Source organism: Mycobacterium sp. ITM-2016-00318 (genome assembly GCF_002968285.2).
GTDB lineage: Bacteria > Actinomycetota > Actinomycetes > Mycobacteriales > Mycobacteriaceae > Mycobacterium.
In genome coordinates this window covers 3,455,399-3,475,199 of sequence record NZ_CP134400.1, presented here as the reverse complement: position 1 = coordinate 3,475,199, position 19,801 = coordinate 3,455,399, and the positions used below count along the sequence as shown (strand labels likewise).

Sequence of the window (19,801 nt, the reverse complement as noted above, 5' to 3'; positions counted from 1 at the left end):
GTGACGGCCCGGACGCAGCAACTCGACCTGCCAGGCATTTCGCCGATGCAGGGGGCACCGTTCGGCCTCTACATCCATGTCCCGTTCTGCGCCACCCGCTGCGGATACTGCGATTTCAACACCTATACGCCGTCCGAGCTGGGCGGCGCGAACCCAGAAGGCTGGCTGGCCGCGTTGCGCACTGAGCTGGCGCTGGCAGCCGGCCTGCTGGGATCTCCGGCTCGGCCTGATGTCGCAGGCCGAGCGGCTCCGGCGGTCCAGACGGTGTTCGTCGGCGGAGGCACGCCGTCGCTGCTCGGCGGTGCCGGGCTGCGCCGGGTGCTCGACGCCGTCCGCGATCACTTCGTCCTCGCCCGCGACGCGGAGGTGACCACCGAGGCCAACCCGGAATCGACATCGCCCGAGTTGTTCGCGGAGTTGCGCGCCGCCGGCTACACCCGGGTGTCGCTGGGCATGCAGTCGGCGGCGCCGCACGTGCTGGCCACGCTCGACCGCGTGCATTCGCCGGGCCGGGCGCCCGCGGCCGCGCGCGAGGCGCTGGCGGCCGGGTTCGACCACGTCAACATCGACCTCATCTACGGCACGCCGGGGGAATCCGACGACGACCTCCTCCGGTCGATCGACACCGCTGTCGAAGGAGGCGTTGATCACATCTCCGCGTACGCGCTGACCATCGAGGACGGCACTGCGATGGGCCGCAGGGTTCGCCGCGGCGAGATGGCGCCGACAGACGACGACGTCGTCGCTCATCGCTACGAGCTTGCTGACCAACGGCTCCGCTCGGCCGGTTTCGACTGGTACGAGGTTTCCAACTGGAGCAAGCCCGGCGGTGAGTGCAGGCACAACATGGGTTACTGGGACGGTGGCCAGTGGTGGGGCGCCGGGCCGGGGGCGCACGGCTATGTCGGGTCGACGCGGTGGTGGAATGTCAAGCACCCGAACGCATATGCGCAATCTCTCGCGCAAGGACGGCTGCCCGTCGCCGAGCAAGAGCAGCTCGACGACGTCGCGACGCACACCGAGGACGTCATGCTGCGACTGCGACTTCGTCGTGGCTTGACGGCCGACTCGCTCAGCGATCGAGAACGAGACCGCGCCCGAATCGCCGTCGACGACGGCTTGCTGCACATCGCCGCCGATCGGTTCGTGCTCACCGACCGTGGCCGGCTCTTGGCCGACGCGGTGGTGCGCACCGTGCTCGACTGAGTCACTCCTCGTCGAACGGTTCCCGCGTTCTGTCTGGAATCCACAAGGAGATACACAGGAGACGCAGAGGACCCGCGCGGAGCATGAGCGACATGACCGATCCCGATCGGGCTTCACTTCCGGGCGATCCATAACGCACACAGCCAGGAGTTGTTGCGCTATGTATTGCGACTCACCCGCGGCGACATGGCTTTGGCCGAGGACGTCGTGCAGGAGTCGATGCTGCGGCTGTGGCGAAAGCCCGAGCTACTGCAGCAGTGCACCGACGGTGTCAGGGCGTGGCTGTACACCGTCGCCCGCAACCAGGTGATCGACGATCGCCGAAGTGCAAGGTATGCACGCGAACTCAAGACCGATTCCGTTCCAGAACAGGCTTCGCCCGACGAAATCGGTCCGGCCTTCGACAAGTGGATCCTTTCGGATGCCTTGCTGTCGCTTTCCGCCGACCATCGAACGGCCGTGGTCCGCGCTTACTACCATGGGCAGACCGTCGCCGAAATCGCTGCGCACGAACAGGTTCCCGACGGGACGGTCAAGTCCCGGATGCATTACGCGTTGCGGGCCCTGCGAATCGCGTTGCAGGAGAGAGGCGTCGTTCGGTGATCGACGACATCGCCGAGTGGGACGCCGCCTATCTCCTCGGCGCGCGCTCAGCCGAGACGACCGGCATCTCTACCAGATCTACCTGACCGAGAACCGCCCGCGCTGCTGAGCTCACCGAGTTGGCCGGCCTGCCCGGCATGCTCAGCGTGCTCGGCCACGACGAGGGCCGTGGCGTTGATCGAGACGGCAGGCAGCGATAGCGCCGAGGTCTCGGCTCTCGATCTGATGCCGTCGCTGGCATCCGCTGCGGAGCGGCCTCGACGTCGATTCCGACCGCGCGCATTGACATTGTCCACATCAGAGTGAGTGGGACACACGAGCCTTTGGCCGTCACGACGATGCGATAGAAGTACCGTCGGCTCATGGCATTCGACCCAGCCGCCGTCGGCCGCGCGTTCTCGGAGCACCGTTTCGACGAGGCGCTCGGCCATCTCGCCAGAGATGTGCGGTGGACCATCGTCGGCTACATGGTCCTCGAGGGTGCTGACGCCGTCCGCCAGACGTGCCGGGAGACGGCCGCCAGCCTCGAGGACACCACCACCACGTATGACCGCTGTGTGGTGGCGGCGGGATCCGACGTGGTGGCCGTCGACACCTTCGCGCGTTACGGCGGCCCGTCGGGTCTGACGGCCGTCGCCAGCTGCGACATCTACGAATTCGCGGGTGAGGAGATCGCCGCGATCACGTCCTACGCCGTCGAGGTCGATCCCGAGTCAGCCGGCTCGCAGCCGCCACCGCGCGGACGTTAGATCTGTTGGGGGGCAGGCATGTCCATGTCGAAGATTCGGGCGTGCAGGATCGTGCGGTTGCGCAACGCGGCGCGCACGGCGCGGTGCAGTCCGTCCTCGAGGTAGGTCACCCCACGCCATCGCACAGCATGCGGGAATAGGTCGCCGTAAAATGTCGAGTCCTCCGACAGCAGCCGGTCGAGCTGTAGCACGGTCGTCGTCGTCACCAGCTCGTCGAGGCGGATCTGCCGTGGCGGAATCTGTGACCATTGTCGATAGGTCAGTCCGTGGTTGGGATACGGCTTGCCGTCCAGAACGCCTTTGAAGATCACCCCGAAATCCTTCGACTCGTCCCGCGTGGCGACGGCTTCACCATGTACCGAGGCTAGTCGCAACCAGCAGATCCGCACGCTAAACAGGCCCGCGAACACCACGGGAAGGCATCCCCGCTGCTGGTCACCGTAAAATGGGTGCGAATCAAGACCGAGGGCGGGTGAACACCATGGGAAGTGCCGACGACCGTCGGTTCGAGGTGTTGCGCGCCATCGTCGCCGACTTTGTCGCGACCAAGGAGCCGATCGGCAGCAAGAGTCTTGTCGAGCGGCACAACCTGGGCGTTTCGAGCGCGACGGTGCGCAACGACATGGCGGTGCTGGAGGCCGAGGGCTACATCACGCAGCCGCACACCAGCTCGGGCCGGGTGCCGACCGAAAAGGGCTACCGCGAGTTCGTCGACCGGATCGAGGAAATCAAGCCGCTGTCGACGTCGGAGCGGTCCGCCATCTTCAAGTTTCTCGAGACCGGCGTCGACCTCGACGACGTGCTGCGTCGCGCGGTGCGGCTGCTGGCGCAGCTGACCCGACAGGTCGCCATCGTGCAGTACCCGACGCTGTCGACCTCCACCGTTCGCCACCTCGAGGTCGTCGCACTGACGCCCGCCCGGCTCCTTCTCGTGGTGATCACCGACTCCGGTCGCGTCGATCAGCGCATGGTCGAGCTCGGCGATACCATCGACGACCACCAGGTCGGCCAACTGCGCGAGATGCTTGGTCAGGCGCTCGAAGGCAAGCGGCTTTCGGCGGCCTCGGTCGCCGTTTCGGACCTCGCCGCCCACATGGACGGCACCGGCGGGCTCGGCGATGCGATCGGCCGGTCGGCGACAGTGCTGCTCGAATCGCTCGTGGAGCACACCGAAGAGCGGCTGCTGCTGGGCGGCACCGCCAACCTGACGCGCAACACCGCCGATTTCGGCGGATCGCTGCGCTCGGTGCTCGAGGCGCTCGAGGAGCAGGTCGTGGTGCTGCGGCTGCTGGCCGCACAGCAGCAGGCGGGCAAGGTCACCGTGCGCATCGGCCACGAGACCGAAGCCGAGGAGATGGCAGGCACGTCGGTGGTCACCACGACTTACGGCAGTATGGGAACGGTCTACGGCGGCATGGGGGTGCTCGGGCCCACTCGAATGGACTATCCGGGAACTATCGCTAATGTCGCTGCGGTTGCTCTGTACATCGGCGAAGTCTTGGGTAACCGGTAAACCGCAGTAAGCGGTAGGGAAGGTCAGGGAGTGGCACGCGACTATTACGGCCTGCTCGGCGTGAGCAAGGGCGCGAGTGATCAGGAGATCAAGCGCGCCTATCGGAAGTTGGCCCGTGAACTGCATCCCGACGTCAACCCCGATCAAAAGGCGCAGGCGCGCTTCCAGGAGATCAGCGTCGCCTATGAGGTGCTCAACGACCCGGAGAAGCGTCGCATCGTCGACCTCGGCGGTGACCCGCTGGAATCGGTGGGCGCGGGCGGCAACGGCTTCGGTGGGTTCGGCGGTCTCGGCGACGTGTTCGAAGCCTTCTTCGGCGGTGGTACCACGTCCCGCGGGCCCGTCGGCCGGGTCCGGCCGGGCGCCGACTCCCTGCTGCGGATGCGGATGAACCTCCACGACTGTGCGACAGGCGTGACCAAGCAGGTCACCGTCGACACCGCTGTGCTGTGCGACCTCTGCCACGGCAAGGGCACACACGGCAACTCCACGCCGACCACCTGCGACACCTGCGGTGGGCAGGGCGAGATTCAGACGGTTCAGCGCTCGCTGCTCGGGCAGGTCATGACGTCGCGTCCGTGTCCGGTCTGCGGTGGCGTCGGCGAAGTCATCCTCGACCCGTGCAACCGCTGCGGCGGCGACGGCCGGGTGCGGGCCCGCCGCGAGATCAGCGTCAAGATCCCGGCAGGCGTCGGCGACGGCATGCGGGTGCGGCTGGCGGCCCAGGGCGAGGTCGGCCCCGGTGGCGGCCCGGCGGGTGACCTGTATGTCGAGGTCCACGAACAGCAGCACGACATCTTCGTCCGTGACGGCGACGACCTGCACTGCACTGTCTCGGTGCCGATGGTCGACGCCGCGCTCGGCAACTCGGTGACCGTGGACGCGATCCTGGACGGACCGACCGAGATCACCATCGCACCGGGCACCCAGCCGGGGTCGGTGACCACACTTCGGGGCCACGGCATGCCGCACCTGAGGTCCGGGGTCCGCGGTGACCTGCACGCCCATATCGACGTGGTCGTCCCGTCGCGGCTCGACCACGAAGACATCGAATTGCTCCGCAAGTTCAAGGAGCATCGCGTCCGAGACACCGCCGAGGTGAAGTCGACGCAGACCGCCGCGAGCTCGGGCGGCGGGCTCTTCAGCAGGCTGCGCGAGACCTTCACCGGCCGCTAGCGCTCGGCGATGACCGAGGCGCTGTTCTACGTCGACACCCTGCCGGAAACCGGCGAGTTGGCCGTCGTCGACGGCGACGAGGGATTCCACGCCGCCAACGTGCGGCGGATCAGGGCCGGCGAGAAGCTCGATCTGGGTGATGGCGCCGGCGCGATGGCACACTGCGTGATCGAACAGGTCGCCAAGGCCAAGCTGACGGCGCGCGTGCTGGAGCGCTGGACCGTCGAGCCCGCTGCGCCGGAGGTCACTGTCGTGCAGGCGCTGCCCAAATCGGACCGCTCCGAGTTGGCCATCGAGTTGGCCACCGAGGCGGGCGCGGATGCGTTCGTCGCCTGGCAGGCGGCGCGGTGCGTGGCCCGCTGGGACGACGGAAGGGCCGACAAGGGCCTTCGGCGGTGGCGGGCGGTGGCGCGCGCGGCGGCCAGGCAATCCCGTCGACCGCATATCCCAGCGGTCTCCGGTGTCGCGTCGACCCGCGACCTGATCGCTGATGTCCGCGAAGCGGTGGCATCGGGTTCCACTGTGCTGGCGCTGCACGAGTCGGCCGCTGAACCTTTGACGAAAATCGCTCTGGTCCAGGCTCGTTCGCTTTTCCTGGTGGTCGGCCCGGAGGGTGGCATCTCCGAAGAAGAGGTCACCGCGCTGTCCGAGGCCGGGGCCGCCGTGGTGCGCCTGGGTCCGACGGTGCTGCGGACCTCGACGGCGGCGGCGGTCGCCCTCGGTGCGCTGGGCGCGCTGACGCCGCGTTGGGATTGACGGCTGGCACGACGATCGGACCGGGTCTGTCGATCCCGCGCCGGCGTCGTCGCAGGTTGAACATTGCCGACGGGTCGCCCTGCGGCGGTAAACTGCACTCAGCAGCAACCGAACAGGCAAAGAACCCCAGAAAGCAGGCAGAAAGTCCCACGTGACGCCCAGCGAGACGAACGCTGACCCGGACACACCCGTCCGTAGCAGCATCAATGTTCCGCCCGACCTCATCGTGGGCCTTCTGGGTTCCGCCGACGAGAACCTGCGTGCACTCGAGCGGCTGATGGCGGCCGATATCCATGCACGCGGCAACGCGATCACCCTGTCGGGCGAGCCGGCCGATGTGGCGCTGGCCGAGCGAGCGATCTCCGAACTCATCGCGATCGTCGGCGGAGGTCAGCCCCTGACGCCGGAGGTGGTGCGGCACAGCGTCGCGATGCTCACCGGCACCGAGGGGGAGTCGCCCGCCGAGGTGCTGACGCTGGACATCTTGTCGCGGCGCGGAAAGACCATCCGGCCGAAGACGCTCAATCAGAAGCGGTATGTCGACGCCATCGACACCAACACCATCGTGTTCGCCATCGGCCCAGCGGGCACCGGTAAGACCTATCTTGCGATGGCCAAGGCCGTGCGCGCATTGCAGACCAAGCAGGTGTCGCGGATCATCCTGACCCGCCCCGCGGTGGAAGCCGGTGAAAGCCTTGGCTTCCTGCCCGGCACGCTGAGTGAGAAGATCGACCCGTATCTGCGGCCGCTCTACGACGCGCTGCACGACATGATGGATCCCGAGCTGATCCCGAAGCTGACGAGCGCCGGGGTCATCGAGGTCGCGCCGCTCGGGTACATGCGTGGCCGCACCCTGAACGATGCATTCATCATTCTCGACGAGGCGCAGAACACCACCGGCGAGCAGATGAAGATGTTCCTCACCCGGCTCGGCTTCGGCGCCAAAATGGTTGTCACCGGCGATATCACACAGATCGACCTTCCCGGCGGCGCCAACTCCGGTTTGCGGTCGGCAGTGGAGATCCTCGACGGCGTCGACGACATTCACATTGCCGAACTCACCACGTCTGACGTCGTCCGCCATCGGCTCGTCGGCGAAATAGTCGACGCCTACGCCAAATTCGAGGAACCCGGTCTCATGAACCGGGCTCAGCGGCGCGCTTCCGGCAACCGGCCCCGGCGATAAGGGCTTCAGCCGTGAGCATTGAGGTGTCCAACGAGTCGGGCCTCGACGTCTCCGAAGAGGAACTGGTCAGCGTCGCGCGTTTCGTCATCAAGAAGATGAAAGTCCACCCCGCGGCGGAGCTTTCGATGGTGCTGCTCGACACCGCTGCGATGGCAGACCTGCACATGCGCTGGATGGACCTGCCCGGTCCGACCGACGTGATGAGCTTCCCGATGGACGAACTCGAGCCGGGCGGCCGTCCGGACGCGCCAGAACCCGGCCCGGCGATGCTCGGCGACATCGTGTTGTGCCCGCAATTCGCCGCCGAACAGGCCACCGCGGCCGGCCACACCCTCGGCCAGGAACTGGCCCTGCTGACCGTGCATGGTGTCCTGCACCTGCTCGGCTACGACCACGCCGAACCCAATGAAGAGAAAGAGATGTTCGCCCTGCAACGCCAATTGCTCGAAGAGTGGGTCGCTGCCCAAGTCGAGGCATATCGCCTGGACCGCCAGAGCGAGAAGGACCGGCGACTGCTCGATAAATCTCGCTTCTTCGACGAATCGTGACGGGCATCAGTTCATTGATCGGCGCGATCGCGCTGGTCGGTTTCGGCGGTCTTTTCGCGGCCATCGACGCCGCCATCGGCACGGTGTCGATCGCTCGCGTGGAGGAGATGGTGCGCGACGAGCGACCAGGTGCCGTGCGGCTGGCTCGAGTGATCAACGAACGGCCGCGTTACATCAATCTCGTTGTGCTGCTGCGCATCGCCTGCGAGATCACCGCGACGGCGCTGCTCGTGGACTTCCTCTACGAGCACCTCGGCCTCGACTGGGGCCTTATCGCCGCGGCCGCGATCATGGTCGTCACCAGCTTCGTGTTGATCGGGGTTGGGCCCCGAACGCTCGGCAGGCAGAACGCCTACACGATCGCGCTCGGCGCCGCTGTTCCGCTGCAGGGGATTTCGATACTGCTGACCCCCATCAGCCGTCTGCTCGTGCTTCTCGGTAACGCGGTGACCCCTGGCCGTGGTTTCCGCAACGGCCCGTTCGCGTCGGAGATCGAGTTGCGCGAGGTCGTCGACCTGGCCCAGCAGCGCGGCGTGGTTGCCGACGACGAGCGCCGGATGATCCAGTCGGTGTTCGAGCTGGGCGACACCCCCGCGCGCGAGGTCATGGTGCCGCGCACCGAGATGGTGTGGATCGAGAACGACAAGACCGCGGGCCAGGCGACGTCCCTCGCGGTGCGCAGCGGCCATTCCCGCATCCCGGTGGTCGGTGAGAACGTCGACGACGTCATCGGCGTCGTCTACCTGAAGGATCTCGTCGAGCGCACCTACTACTCGAACAACGGCGGCCGGGACACCAAGGTGTCTGCCGTGATGCGCGACGCCGTCTTCGTTCCTGACTCGAAACCGTTGGACGCGCTGCTGCGCGAGATGCAACGCGACCGCAACCACATGGCGCTGCTCGTCGACGAGTACGGCGCGATCGCCGGCCTGGTCACCATCGAGGACGTGCTCGAGGAGATCGTCGGCGAGATCGCCGACGAGTACGACACCGATGAGGTCGCGCCGGTCGAGGAACTCGGCGATCAGTGCTACCGGGTTTCGGCGCGGCTGCCGATCGAGGATCTGGGCGAACTCTACGACAGGGAGTTCGACGAGGATCTCGACGTCGACACCGTCGGCGGTCTGCTGGCCCTCGAACTCGGCCGCGTCCCGCTGCCCGGGGCCGAGGTGACGTGGGATGGTCTGCAGTTGCGCGCCGAAGGCGGCCGCGATCACCGCGGCCGGGTGCGGATCGGCACCGTGTTGGTCAGCCCTGCTGAGCCCGAACCCGAGGAACACGATGAGTGAGCTGGACGCCGAGGACGCCAAGCTGGTGACGCTGGCACGCGGCGCGATGGGTCGGGCCGAGGCGGGCAGCGGTGCTGCCGTACGGGATCAGGACGGCCGCACCTACGCCGGCGCGCCGGTGGCTCTCGACGCACTCGCGCTGACCGCACTGCAGGCTGCGGTGGCCGCGGCCGTATCAAGCGGCGCAACAGGACTCGAGGCGGCTGCGCTCGTCGGCGGCTCCGCGGACGACGCGGGTATCGCCGCGGTACATGAGCTGTCTGCCGATGCGTCGATCATCGTCACCGACCGGGCGGGCAGCGTGCAGTGAGCGAGCCTGATGATGAGTTCCGCTCCGGCTTCGTGTGTTTCGTCGGCAGGCCGAACACGGGTAAGTCGACGTTGACGAACGCCCTCGTCGGCGCCAAGGTGGCGATCACGTCGAACCGTCCGCAGACGACGCGACACACCATTCGCGGCATCATGCACCGCGAGAACTTCCAGATCATCCTCGTCGACACACCGGGGCTGCACCGGCCAAGGACGCTGCTTGGACAGCGTCTCAACGATTTGGTGAAGGACACGTACTCCGAGGTCGACATCATCGGATGGTGCATCCCGGTCGACGAGAAGATCGGCCCCGGTGACCGGTGGATCTTCGACCAGATCAAGACCGTCGCACCGAAGACGACACTGGTGGCCATCGTCACCAAAACCGACAAGGTGGCCAAGGATCGGGTGGCCGCGCAGCTGGTAGCGGTCAGCGAGCTGGTCGGGCCGGACGCCGAGATCGTTCCGGTGTCGGCGACGACGGGCGAAAATCTCGACGTCCTGACCTCGGTATTGGCGAGCCGGCTGCCACCTGGGCCCGCGTTCTACCCCGACGGGGAGCTGACCGACGAGCCCGAAGAGGTCCTGATGGCCGAGCTGATCCGCGAAGCCGCCCTGGAGGGTGTGCGCGACGAGCTCCCGCATTCCCTGGCTGTGGTGATCGAGGAAGTCAACCCCCGCGAGGGGCGCGACGACCTTATCGACGTGCACGCCATCCTTTTCGTCGAGCGCGACAGCCAGAAGGGCATCGTCATCGGCAAAGGCGGTGCGAGGCTGCGCGAGGTGGGCACCGCCGCCCGCACTCAGATCGAGAAACTGCTGGGCACCAAGGTTTATCTGGATCTGCGCGTCAAAATCGCGAAGAACTGGCAGCGCGATCCCAAACAGCTCGGTCGCTTAGGGTTCTGAATTCAGCCTTCGTCGCTACGGTTGAGTTCGTCGAACCGGGTGAGTGCCGCGTCGATGTCGGCTTCATCGAACATCTCGCAGCGGTTCATCGTGCCACCAACGAGGGTGAATACGTCGACTACCCGCAACTCGAAGTCGAACCCCTCTTGCGAAGTCCCGCAGGTCGATTGCGTGATAACGGCTCCGCCGTCATTCAGCCTGTGAACCGCCTGCACGCGCGTGCGGATATCCAAAGTTATGTCCCACGCGGCTTGTGTTGTTTCGGTGAGATTGCTGGTGGTCCCGCTTCCTACAAGCCGACGCCGGTCGATCCATTCGAGCGCGGTGGACGGAAGTTCATGGTTGTTGAACCCGGCAACGGAGCGAGTGATGCTTGACCACGTCTGAGCGTGCGGGGCGGCTTCGCCGGCTAGATATCGGGCGTCGAGTTCTGCAAAAGCGGCGTCGACGTCGTCCGTGTCGAACACGACTATGCCATTAACCAGTTGGTCCCTGACCTCAGTGAGCACCAGAGCTTGCACGACGATCGGCCGGTCGGCCTCGCTGGCGTCGCGGTAGATGTGCCGACTCAGCGCCAAGTGGTGTCCTCGGATGGCGATCGGTTCAAACGCCAGACGCCAGCTCTGGGGTGCATCGGACAGCACCCCGCCCACGAATGCCGCATCTATGGGACCCTCATTGCGAAGGCCTCTGCGCCGGTCGTCGTATCGCGCCTCTGCGTCGACCGCGCCGAGATAACCTTTCAGGTCGCGGCGATTGAACGCGGCCATCACGGACTGGTCAAGCCGAGTCGCAGCGTTCTCGAGTGGCGGCGCCTGCCTATTGAGTTCATCGAATTGCGCAAGCGCCGCGTCCAGGTCGTCCTCGTCGAAGAAGTCAAACTGCTTGCCCAGGTTGCCTTCAAACGTCAGAAGGTGGATTTCCCGCCGCGCCGCGGGGAACCCGTCTCGCGACGTGCCATAGGAAGGGGCCGTGACGACCGCCCCGACATCGCTCAGCCGATGCACCTTCTCGATCGAGGCCCTGACGTCGGGGGTGACGTCCCACGCCGCATGGGCGTAGCCGATTACATCGAGCTGCGCCGAGGTTATACCGCGACGGTGATCGACGCTCGACCAGTCTGGCGCCGTCGCAAGCAACTCGCGGCGGTTGAACCCGGCGTACGTCTCGGTTACCAGCGACCACGTGTGCGCGTAGGCGGCGGCTTCGCCTGCGGCGTAGCGGGCATCGAGTTCCGCGATGGCGGTATCCATGTCCTCGGGATCGAAAAGCCAGAGCCCGCTTACTAGTTCGTCGTCATCGACTTCCGTTATCGCGAGCACCTCGAGAACGGTAGTTCGGTCCGCCTCGTCAGCATCGAAGAAATTGCAACGGCTCAGCGCCAAGAGGTTGCCCCTGATGGCGATCGGTTGGAACTCCACCCGCCAACTCGCAGGGGGCACCGATAACAGTTCGCGCGCAAAAGATGAGTACACGGGACCGCTACTGCGCAGGACTTTGCGTCTGTCGTCGAACCGCGCGTCTGCGCCGAAAACCGCGAGATAGGCATCCAGGTCGCGGCGGTTGTAAGCATCGATGATCGGTGTAAGAAGACGGGTCGCCGCATTCTCGAGTTGCGGCGCAGACGGCGTGAGCTCGTCGAAGCTCGCGAGCGCCGCATCAAGGTCTGCCTCATCGAATACTTCGTAGCGGCTGAGCAGGTCGCCCGACACCGTCACAAGGTTGAGCACTCGCCATTCTGCGGCAAAGCCGTCGTGTGAGATGCCACGGGCCGTATTGACGAAGACGGCGCCGATCTTGCTCACTCGATGCACGGCCTCGATGTACATGCTCGCTTGGGGCGTGAGATCGTATGTGGCACGGAGGTAGCCGGTCAGCTCGCCAGGAACGAACGCTGTTCCTTTGCGGTGGTCGATGCTGACGAAGTCGTCGGTACCGGCGGGGATTTGGCGCTGGTTGAACATCGCCGTTGATCGCGCAATGGTCGACCACGTCTGCGCGTACTCAGCGGCTTCACCGGCGAGGTACCGTGCGTCCAGTTCTGCGAAGGCAGCGTCGATGTCGTCGGGGTCGAAGATTACCGCACAGCGCACCAGGTCATCGCCGCCGACTTCGATGAGCGTCAACGACTCGGCCGTAATCGGCCGGTCGACTTTCTCGACGTCACGGAATCGCTCACGCATCAGTCCGACGCGCGAACCCCTCGTAGCGATGGCCTCGATCTCCTGCCGCCATGACGTCGGCGCTTCGAACACCCTGCGCGCGACCTCGCGAAGCACTGAAGCCTGGTCGCGCGACCCCTTGTGCAGATCCTCGTAGCCTCCATCTGAGGCAATTAGATTCACGAAGCTGTCAAGATCGCGGCGGTTGAAGGCATCGGCCATCCGAATGCGTGCTCGCGTTGCGGAGTTCTGCAATGCCAGCACTCGCGCCTCGAGTTCGTCGAATTTCGTGATCGCGGCCCGAAGGTCTGTCTCGTCGAAGATCTCGCAGCGGCTGAGCGCCTCGCCGTCGACGCTGAGAAGGACGATTTCACGCCATTCCGCCTCGAACTGTTCGCCCGAGGTCACGCTTTCCGCCTGGGTGAAGACGGTGCCGAAATCGCTCAAACGGTGCACGGCGACGATGCGATGGTTGACATCTGGCGCGATGCCCCATGTCGCCCGGACGTAAGCGGCCTGTTCCCCGGACTCGAAAGCTGTCACACGTCGGTGATCGACGTTGATCCAGTTCGCGGTCGTCTGGAACATTTCACGTCGGTTGAACATTTGGCTGGCATTGACAATGGCCGACCACGTGCGTGCGTGAGGCGCGGCTTCGCCTGCGAGATAACGGGCGTCCAGTTCGGCGAAGGCCGCTTCGCTGTCGTCAGGTTCGAACACTAGCCACGCTGCGATTCGTTCCTCGGCGTCGATCTCGACGATGACGAGCAGCTCCCAATGAAGTGCATCCGCCCGCTGGTCGTGCCCTGACACCCGGCCGCGATAAAGGAGAAGGCGCTCTCCCCGAATGGCGATGACGTCGGGAGTCAGTGTCCACGACTCCGCGCTCATTCCTTGGAGATCTTCGATCTGGGATTCGCGACCGCGCCGTATTCCCGCGCCGATAATCGGCCGACGATCGTCGCTGTAATGGTCGACCGTCAGCATGTCGGTCATGCCTGACCAGTTCTGCGCAGCGAAGCTCGCTTGGAAGCGATCCAGCACACGGCTTGCCGCATTCTCCAGCTCCAACGACTCCAACGGCGCTCTCGGCGGTTGCTCCTCGAGCCGCTGGTGCTGGGCGTCGAGTTCTGCGATCGCAGCGTCGAAGTCGTCGGCATCAAAGGTCACCTGCAGCGCGATTCGCCCGCGGTCATCGATGCCGTAGAGGATGAGCATTTCGTCTTGCGGCGCACCAGCGGTTTTATCAACCGTGCTGACTTGCACTCTGGTGAGAGCTAAACGCTCGGCTCGGACCGCGGCCACGGAACTGCGGTGCTGCACCATGCCTGGCTCACGAAACTGTCTTGCCGCGGTTATCCACTCGTCTGACGAGAGCTCGCCCCGTGTGACGCCGACAATCTTCCTACGATTCTCGACGTGGACACGCGGGGCGACCAGCTTGCCGGCCTCCCAGTCCTCGTTACGCCAAGCCGACTCCATGTGGCGAACGGCGCGCACGCAGGAGTTTTCAGCTTCGATGATCGCGGCCGGAGGTTCTTGCTCTTCGAGCGCGTACTGGGCGTCGAGTTCCGCCGTTGCAGCGTCGATGTCTTCGATATCGAATAACAACTGCAATGCGACTCGACCGCTTTGGTCGATGCCGAGCAATTCGAGCACCTCGTCCTTCGGCGCGCCGGAACTGGGATCGACAGTGCACATCTCCAATCGTCCGAGCGCCAAACGCTCGCCACGCACGGCAACGAGGCCACCACGCACCAGGTCGATGCCCACTTCGAAGTAGCGCCTCATCTCAAGTGACCACTGCGTCGGCGAGAAGTGTTTCGGTGGGAAGCCGACGATCTTGCGGCGACTCTCGAGCAAGATCTGTGGGGCTAGCAGCCGCTCCACTTCGTCCCAGGCCTCGCGGTTGATGGCGGCAGTCATCTGCCCAATAGCAGCTCGCAAGTTCGGACTCACCTCAAGCGCCGGCGATTCAGGTTCTGCTGGGGTTGACGCGGCACTGCCACCGACGAGGCTGCGCGCCTTTGCGGCAAGCGCCACAGCGCCTTTCGACTCGTATAGTGCGACTGCCTTTTCGGCGGCGACGCGCTGTCCCTCGGAATCCGCGGCGGCCCCCGACACGATCGCCAGCGCAAGGCAGGCGTCACCGTGATCGACCAACAGGTCGGTGCGCTCAGCAATGGCCACAGCTTCCTCAGCGATCCTTCGAGCGTCGTCGTGGGCACCGCCGCGCGCCAGGAGTTGCGCCCGGACCGTCCGCCAGGAGATCGCAGCCTTCAACGCGTGCCCGGCGAGACGCTCACTTTCGGTGCATAATTCGTCGGCCTCGGTATCTCTGTCGAGTGCCAGGCATACCCGCGCCAACAACGCGGCGGTCTCCGCCGTGTCCGCTTCGAGGCCCATGCGCCGAAAGCCGTTGTACGCCCGGCGAAGGAGTGGCTCTGCGGCCGCGGGATCGTCAGCGACAGACTCAACGATGCCTGCGAATTGGTCAACCTCGAGCAAGGCGTGCCGCATACCGAGTTCGGTGAGTGATCGTCGGGCGGACTCGATCAGCTGGCGCCCCGCGGACGCACGCCCGCGAAACGCGTCGAGCACTCCCTGACACCTCGTCGATGTTGCCTCGACGACCGGTGAGCCGGTCGTAATACGCAGCAGGCGAACGACATCAAGACACCGTCCGCCTGCGCGAGGGACCGGGTTAGGCCCCCACAGCGCAGCGAGGGGTGCCCCGGCCAGCACGGCGTTGACACGGCGGTGGTCGCGCGCTCGCCGCGCTGCCGTCAACGCCTGATCCAGGGCGGTCTCGGCATCCCCGATTCGGCCGAGCCGGGCCAGGACGCCGGCGCGGACGGTGTGAGCTTTCGCCTCACCCGCGGCATCCTCGAACTGCGCCAAACTCGCGGCGGCGTCCGCCACCGCGGACTCGATTTCGTCCAACCGCTCCGGATCCGTGAGCATCGACAGCTGACCGTCGAAGCACGCGCCCCACGCCGCAAGCCGACCGAAATGAGCTGCAGCCAGTAATTGAGAGACAGCGCCCTCCGCGGCAACGACATCGCCTGCGGCCAGAAGCGCCTCACAGCGAGCGACTAGCAGTTCCGCCCGCTGATCGTCGCGGTCGGGTAGCTCGGCGTCGAGGTCTTCGAGTGCGTGAACGGCCTTGTTGTAGAGGTCGGCGGCCCCCTCGTAAGCCAGGCGCGCCATCGCCTGGTCGGCCGCACGCCTGCAGTAATCGACCGCCTTGGCCGCATTTCCCGCCCACGCGCATTCGAAGTAGTGGTAGGCCAGTTCGGCCAGAAGTTCGTCGTCGCCAGCCGATTCGGACTCCAAAGTCGTTGCTATGCGGTGATGGAGGCGCATGCGCCGGACGGATGCAAGCTCGGCCAACAGCGACTGCCGAACGATTGCGTGGTTGAACCGGTAGCGACCGCCGGGCTCTTCGATCACGATGCCCGCCTTGGCCGATTCGTCGAACGCATCGACGAGGTCGTGACCGACCACGCGCTCGACCAGCGCCAGCTCGAACCGACTTCCCACGACGGCGGCGGTTGCGAGCGCCGTGTTCGTCTCCGCTGAAAGCCGGGAAAGCCTGCGACTCACGGCTTCCCGAACACCCTGCGGTAGGGTCGTTGGATCCCAGCGGCCATCGCTCTCATCGACGTGACGGAGTGCCTCGATGAGGAAGAACGGATTGCCACCGGTGACTGAGGCCAATGCGCGAGCAAGCTCTTCATCGTCGTAGCCGGCATCGGCGACGTAAGCGGTGACGTCGTTTTCGTCAAGGCCGCCGAGTGTGAGGCGACTGACCGAACCGTCGCGGTGAAGATCGGCGAGCATGGCCGCGAGCGGGTGCGAGCGGTCGAGATCAGTACTGCGGTATGTGCCGACAATCTGAATGCGCGTGTGCTCGCCGAAGCGGAGGAGATGCCGCAACAACAGCAGCGTCGGCTTAGCCGCCCAATGCAGGTCGTCGAGGACCAGGATCACGGGTGCACTGGAGGCGGCGGTGCCGAGCAGTGCACCGACCGCGTCGAAAAGTGCGTAACGCTCGGTGCCCGGGTCGGCTCGGGGCGGCGCCGCCAGTTCCGGTAGTACCTCGGTCAGCTCCGGCACCAGAGGTATCAGCGCTTCGATGCCGCGAATCCCGCGCAACCTGCTGGTCCCGAAGCCCGGCACCAGTGACCGCAGCGCCTCTGAGAACGGTTGATACGGCGCGCCGAGATCCTCGTCGCAACGACCGTAGAGGACGATGGCGCCCTGTTCGTATGCCTGGCGAGACCACTCCCCGGCGAGCCGCGTCTTACCCACACCCGGTTCGCCGGAGATCAACACGGCGTGGCTGCCCGCGACCTGCGTGGTCTGCCATGTGGCCAGCAGGCGCTCGAGTTCACGACCACGCCCGAAGAACGGTCCGGAATCAGCCAGCACGGTGGGAAGTGAGGGACGCTCCACCGGCGAATCGATGGTGGGGGTGCGGGACTCTTGGGCCTCGATGCGAAGTTCGAATACATGCTCAGGGCGCGGGAGGTTCTTCAGCTGACGCATCCCCAAGTCCGTCAGCGCGACATCGTCTGCGAGTGTGTCGATCACGAGTTCGGCAGTCGCGCCCGAGCACAGGATCTGACCGCCTACGGCCAGCGACCTCAGGCGTGCGACCCGGTTGACTGCCCTCCCGAAGTAGTCGCCGTCGCGGAACTCCACCTCGCCGGTGTGCAGAGCAACCCGGATGCGCATCGGATCCGCCAACGGCCACGGCTCCCGTCGGATCGCTTCCTGAAGCTCGATGGCGGCGGCGGCCGCCGCGGACGGCCGGTCGAAGACCGAGAACGTCGCGTCGCCCTCGCCGCGAGTCTTGATGAGCCGTCCTCCGCGGAACGTCACGACCTGTTCGACGATCTCGTCGTGACGTGCGAGCGCCGCGGCCATCGCGTCCGGATCCGCCTCCCACGCGGCAGTCGATCCTTCGATATCGGTGAGTAGGAATGTCACGGCGCGTGTGACTGCCGAAAATTCATGCGATACAGGCAGTTCCAGAGAAACATCGTGGGCCACGATCGCGGATTCGAGCCTCCGCAGATCTGGGCCTGGATCGACGCCCAGCTCCTCGGCGAGCAGCGATCGGGCCCTTTGGTAAGCGCCGAGGGCTTCGCCTTGTCTGCCTGCCCGGTATAGCGCGAGCATCAGATGACCCCAACGTCTTTCGCGTAGCGGGGAATCAGCGATGGCGGCCTCAAGCTCGCCAATGATCTCAGCGGCACGACCTGTCGCCAGCAGCGCGTCGGCCCGGTCGTCAACGAGCGCGGCGTGACCCTCGATCCAGCGGGTCTTCTCTGAAACTCCACGCCGCCCGTCCGGTAGTTCGGGAATGCCGCGCCAGAGGGCCAGCGCCTCGTCGAAATGGGTCACCGCCTGTCTGGCATCTCCGGTGGCGATGGCATCGCGGCCGTGTTGAGCGGCTGACTTGTACCGGGTGGCGTCGATCTCGGCGGTGCTCAGGGTCCAGCCCGTGCCCTCTGTCAACACGAAGCCGTCGCCGAGCGCGCGACGCAATGCGGAGATGTGGGTCTGCATGGCTTTGGCGGCGGTGCGCGGCGGGTCATCGCCCCACAGGAGTTCGACGAGCGCTTCGGCTGACACCACCGATCCGCCGTGCAGCCCGAGCATGCTGAGGATCGCGCGTGGTTTGGCGCCGGGTATCGCGACCGGCAGGCCGTACTGCCTGACCTGCACGGGCCCGAGAACGCCCAGCTCCACCTGTTGAAGCGTAGTCACGTTGCCATCGTCACGAACGCGAATCAACGCATGGTCAAGGCGGAGTAAAGGTATCCCTCAGCCGGCTTCTGAGTGATTTCGGCGCGCTAATCGACGCTGAGCGCATGTGAGCGCGCCGAAATCGCTACCACCACGGCTGCGGCTGTTTGGTCACCCAGCCGTTCACCGCCTCTAGCTCGGCGGCAAGCGAGATCAGCAGCGGCTCGCTGTCGGCGGGACCCATTAATTGCACGCCGATCGGTAATCCCTGCGACGTGAAGCCGGCGGGGACGTTGATCGACGGCCAGCCGAGCAGATTCCACGGCCACGTCGCGGGGCAGGCGCGGATCATCGCCCGATCGGTGGACAGGCCGCTGCGCGTGTCGAAATGGTGCACGGCCGGCGGCGGCAAGGCGGTGGTCGGCGCGAGGATCACGTCGACGATGTTGAAGATGTAGCCGACGCGGCGCTGGGTCGCGGCTTCCCTGGCCCGCGCCTTGCGCAACACGTTCTCCGACAGCAGCCGTCCCATCCGTAGGTTCTCGACGGTGCGCCGGTCGAATTCGACGTCGCTGCCGAGCCGGTCCGCCCAGTCCAACAACCCCGCCGTCGATCGAGACAAGAAATTCCACGACATCCCGACTCCGTAGTCGGGATCGGCGGCGACGATCGTGTGCCCCAGTTCGGTGAGCTGTTGGCTGACGGTGTGCAGCGCGTCGCGGATGTCCGGATCCAGCTTGGGGCGGAAGAAGTTGAAGGGGAACTTCGTCGACAGTGCGATCCGCAACGGGCCCGGTGCCCGGCCCACTGCCTCTGCCGCCTGTATCGGAGCAGGCTTGTGGAGATCGCCGTCGACGTTTCCCGACGCGGCGTCGAGCAGCAGGGCCGCATCGGTGACGGTGCGGGCCAGTACACCGTTCACGGTGATGCCGTTGAACGCCTCCGGCAGCGGCCACGTTGAGATGCGTCCCCGCTGCGGCTTGATGCCGACAAGATGTGTCCAGGCCGCCGGGATGCGTACGCTGCCTGCGCCGTCGGATCCGATCGCGGCGGTGACGAGACCGGCGGCCACGGCCGCTGCGCTGCCGCCCGAGGACCCACCGGGAGTGTGATTGCGCGACCACGGGTTTCGCGTGTGTCCGAATGCCGGCCCGCTAGTAAACGGCCACTGGCCGAGCTCGCAGGTGTTGGTCTTGCCGACGATGACCGCACCCGCGGTGCGCAGCCTGCGCACGACTTCGGCGTCGGCTACTGCCGTGCGGACCCGACCCGCAGCGCCGAACATCGTCGGCGCACCCGCCATGTCGACGTCGTCCTTGACGGCGATCGGGATTCCCAACAGAGGCGAGCGGTCTCCGGCGGCCCGCCTGCGGTCTGCTCGCGCTGCGTCGGCCAGCGCCTGCTTGCGAAGCACCACCCGGAACGCGTTGAGGGTCGGCTGGCTGGCCTCGATGGCGTGGAGCGACTGCTGCACGAGTTCGACCGACGTCACACTGCCGCTGGCCAGCCGGTACAGCTGGCCGGTCAGCGTCGGTAGAGGCGCCTTGGGCGTGGTCACAGCGGGAGACATGGTCGTATCAGCCATCAATTTCGACAATATCCCGGCGCTGCCTACCGGCCGTGTCAGAACACGATGGG

Annotated in this window: 14 protein-coding genes; 11 read left to right on the top strand and 3 right to left on the bottom strand. The window is 65.8% G+C overall.

The features are described from left to right. The 3 genes from hemW to C6A82_RS16970 all read left to right on the top strand — a co-directional run bounded on the left by hemW (position 1) and on the right by C6A82_RS16970 (position 2,558). Entirely contained in the window at positions 1–1,206 is a 1,206-nt protein-coding gene (hemW, locus tag C6A82_RS16980; RefSeq protein ID WP_105346549.1) for a radical SAM family heme chaperone HemW, read from the top strand. Between the two features lie 105 nt (positions 1,207–1,311). Further along, positions 1,312–1,809, top strand: a complete 498-nt coding sequence (locus tag C6A82_RS16975; RefSeq protein ID WP_304598314.1) for a sigma-70 family RNA polymerase sigma factor — start codon at positions 1,312–1,314, stop codon at positions 1,807–1,809. A gap of 362 nt (positions 1,810–2,171) precedes the next feature. Beyond that, complete coding sequence (locus C6A82_RS16970) at positions 2,172–2,558, top strand: nuclear transport factor 2 family protein (RefSeq protein WP_105346515.1); 387 nt, start codon at positions 2,172–2,174, stop codon at positions 2,556–2,558. On the opposite strand, the gene C6A82_RS16965 is transcribed toward C6A82_RS16970, so the two are convergent. Next, positions 2,555–2,869: a type II toxin-antitoxin system VapB family antitoxin gene (locus C6A82_RS16965; RefSeq protein WP_105346548.1), complete on the bottom strand. Its 315-nt coding sequence runs from the start codon at positions 2,867–2,869 to the stop codon at positions 2,555–2,557. The genes C6A82_RS16970 and C6A82_RS16965 overlap by 4 nt on opposite strands. A 170-nt stretch (positions 2,870–3,039) precedes the next feature. Here C6A82_RS16965 and hrcA point away from each other — a divergent pair, with 170 nt between their 5' ends. The 8 genes from hrcA to era all read left to right on the top strand — a co-directional run bounded on the left by hrcA (position 3,040) and on the right by era (position 10,244). Further along, positions 3,040–4,071, top strand: a complete 1,032-nt coding sequence (hrcA, locus tag C6A82_RS16960) for a heat-inducible transcriptional repressor HrcA (RefSeq protein WP_105346546.1) — start codon at positions 3,040–3,042, stop codon at positions 4,069–4,071. A 30-nt stretch (positions 4,072–4,101) separates the two neighbouring features. Continuing rightward, on the top strand, positions 4,102–5,247 hold the full coding sequence (dnaJ, locus tag C6A82_RS16955; protein ID WP_311101392.1) for a molecular chaperone DnaJ: 1,146 nt from the start codon (positions 4,102–4,104) through the stop codon (positions 5,245–5,247). Between the two features lie 9 nt (positions 5,248–5,256). Beyond that, the gene (locus C6A82_RS16950) at positions 5,257–6,003 is read left to right on the top strand and encodes a 16S rRNA (uracil(1498)-N(3))-methyltransferase (RefSeq protein ID WP_105347807.1); all 747 of its coding nucleotides are present in this window, start codon (positions 5,257–5,259) and stop codon (positions 6,001–6,003) included. Between the two features lie 151 nt (positions 6,004–6,154). Next, a complete protein-coding gene (locus tag C6A82_RS16945; RefSeq protein ID WP_105347806.1) occupies positions 6,155–7,189 on the top strand; it encodes a PhoH family protein in 1,035 nt (344 codons plus the stop codon). Between the two features lie 11 nt (positions 7,190–7,200). Beyond that, complete coding sequence (gene ybeY / locus C6A82_RS16940; protein ID WP_105347804.1) at positions 7,201–7,737, top strand: rRNA maturation RNase YbeY; 537 nt, start codon at positions 7,201–7,203, stop codon at positions 7,735–7,737. Next, positions 7,734–9,026: a hemolysin family protein gene (locus tag C6A82_RS16935; RefSeq protein ID WP_105347803.1), complete on the top strand. Its 1,293-nt coding sequence runs from the start codon at positions 7,734–7,736 to the stop codon at positions 9,024–9,026. Before ybeY ends, C6A82_RS16935 begins: the two co-directional genes overlap by 4 nt. Next, positions 9,019–9,336 carry a cytidine deaminase gene (locus C6A82_RS16930; protein ID WP_105347802.1) on the top strand — a complete coding sequence of 106 codons (318 nt, stop codon included), beginning with the start codon at positions 9,019–9,021 and terminating at the stop codon, positions 9,334–9,336. The genes C6A82_RS16935 and C6A82_RS16930 overlap by 8 nt, the downstream gene beginning before the upstream one ends. Further along, positions 9,333–10,244 (top strand): GTPase Era, encoded by a 912-nt coding sequence (era, locus tag C6A82_RS16925; RefSeq protein WP_105347800.1) that lies wholly within the window; start codon positions 9,333–9,335, stop codon positions 10,242–10,244. The genes C6A82_RS16930 and era overlap by 4 nt, the downstream gene beginning before the upstream one ends. A gap of 2 nt (positions 10,245–10,246) precedes the next feature. Here era and C6A82_RS16920 read toward each other — a convergent pair whose 3' ends face one another. Beyond that, the gene (locus tag C6A82_RS16920; protein WP_105347799.1) at positions 10,247–18,166 is read right to left on the bottom strand and encodes a BTAD domain-containing putative transcriptional regulator; all 7,920 of its coding nucleotides are present in this window, start codon (positions 18,164–18,166) and stop codon (positions 10,247–10,249) included. A 142-nt stretch (positions 18,167–18,308) separates the two neighbouring features. Beyond that, the gene (locus C6A82_RS16915) at positions 18,309–19,748 is read right to left on the bottom strand and encodes an amidase (RefSeq protein ID WP_199193910.1); all 1,440 of its coding nucleotides are present in this window, start codon (positions 19,746–19,748) and stop codon (positions 18,309–18,311) included. Positions 19,749–19,801 lie beyond the last annotated feature (53 nt).

Bases quoted from the DNA above. Each gene is read 5' to 3' on its own strand.
- C6A82_RS16930 (WP_105347802.1), top strand. From the start codon at position 9,019: ATGAGTGAGCTGGACGCCGAGGACGCCAAGCTGGTGACGCTGGCACGC.
- C6A82_RS16915 (WP_199193910.1), bottom strand. From the start codon at position 19,748: ATGGCTGATACGACCATGTCTCCCGCTGTGACCACGCCCAAGGCGCCT.
- C6A82_RS16950 (WP_105347807.1), top strand. From the start codon at position 5,257: ATGACCGAGGCGCTGTTCTACGTCGACACCCTGCCGGAAACCGGCGAG.
- hrcA (WP_105346546.1), top strand. From the start codon at position 3,040: ATGGGAAGTGCCGACGACCGTCGGTTCGAGGTGTTGCGCGCCATCGTC.
- C6A82_RS16970 (WP_105346515.1), top strand. From the start codon at position 2,172: ATGGCATTCGACCCAGCCGCCGTCGGCCGCGCGTTCTCGGAGCACCGT.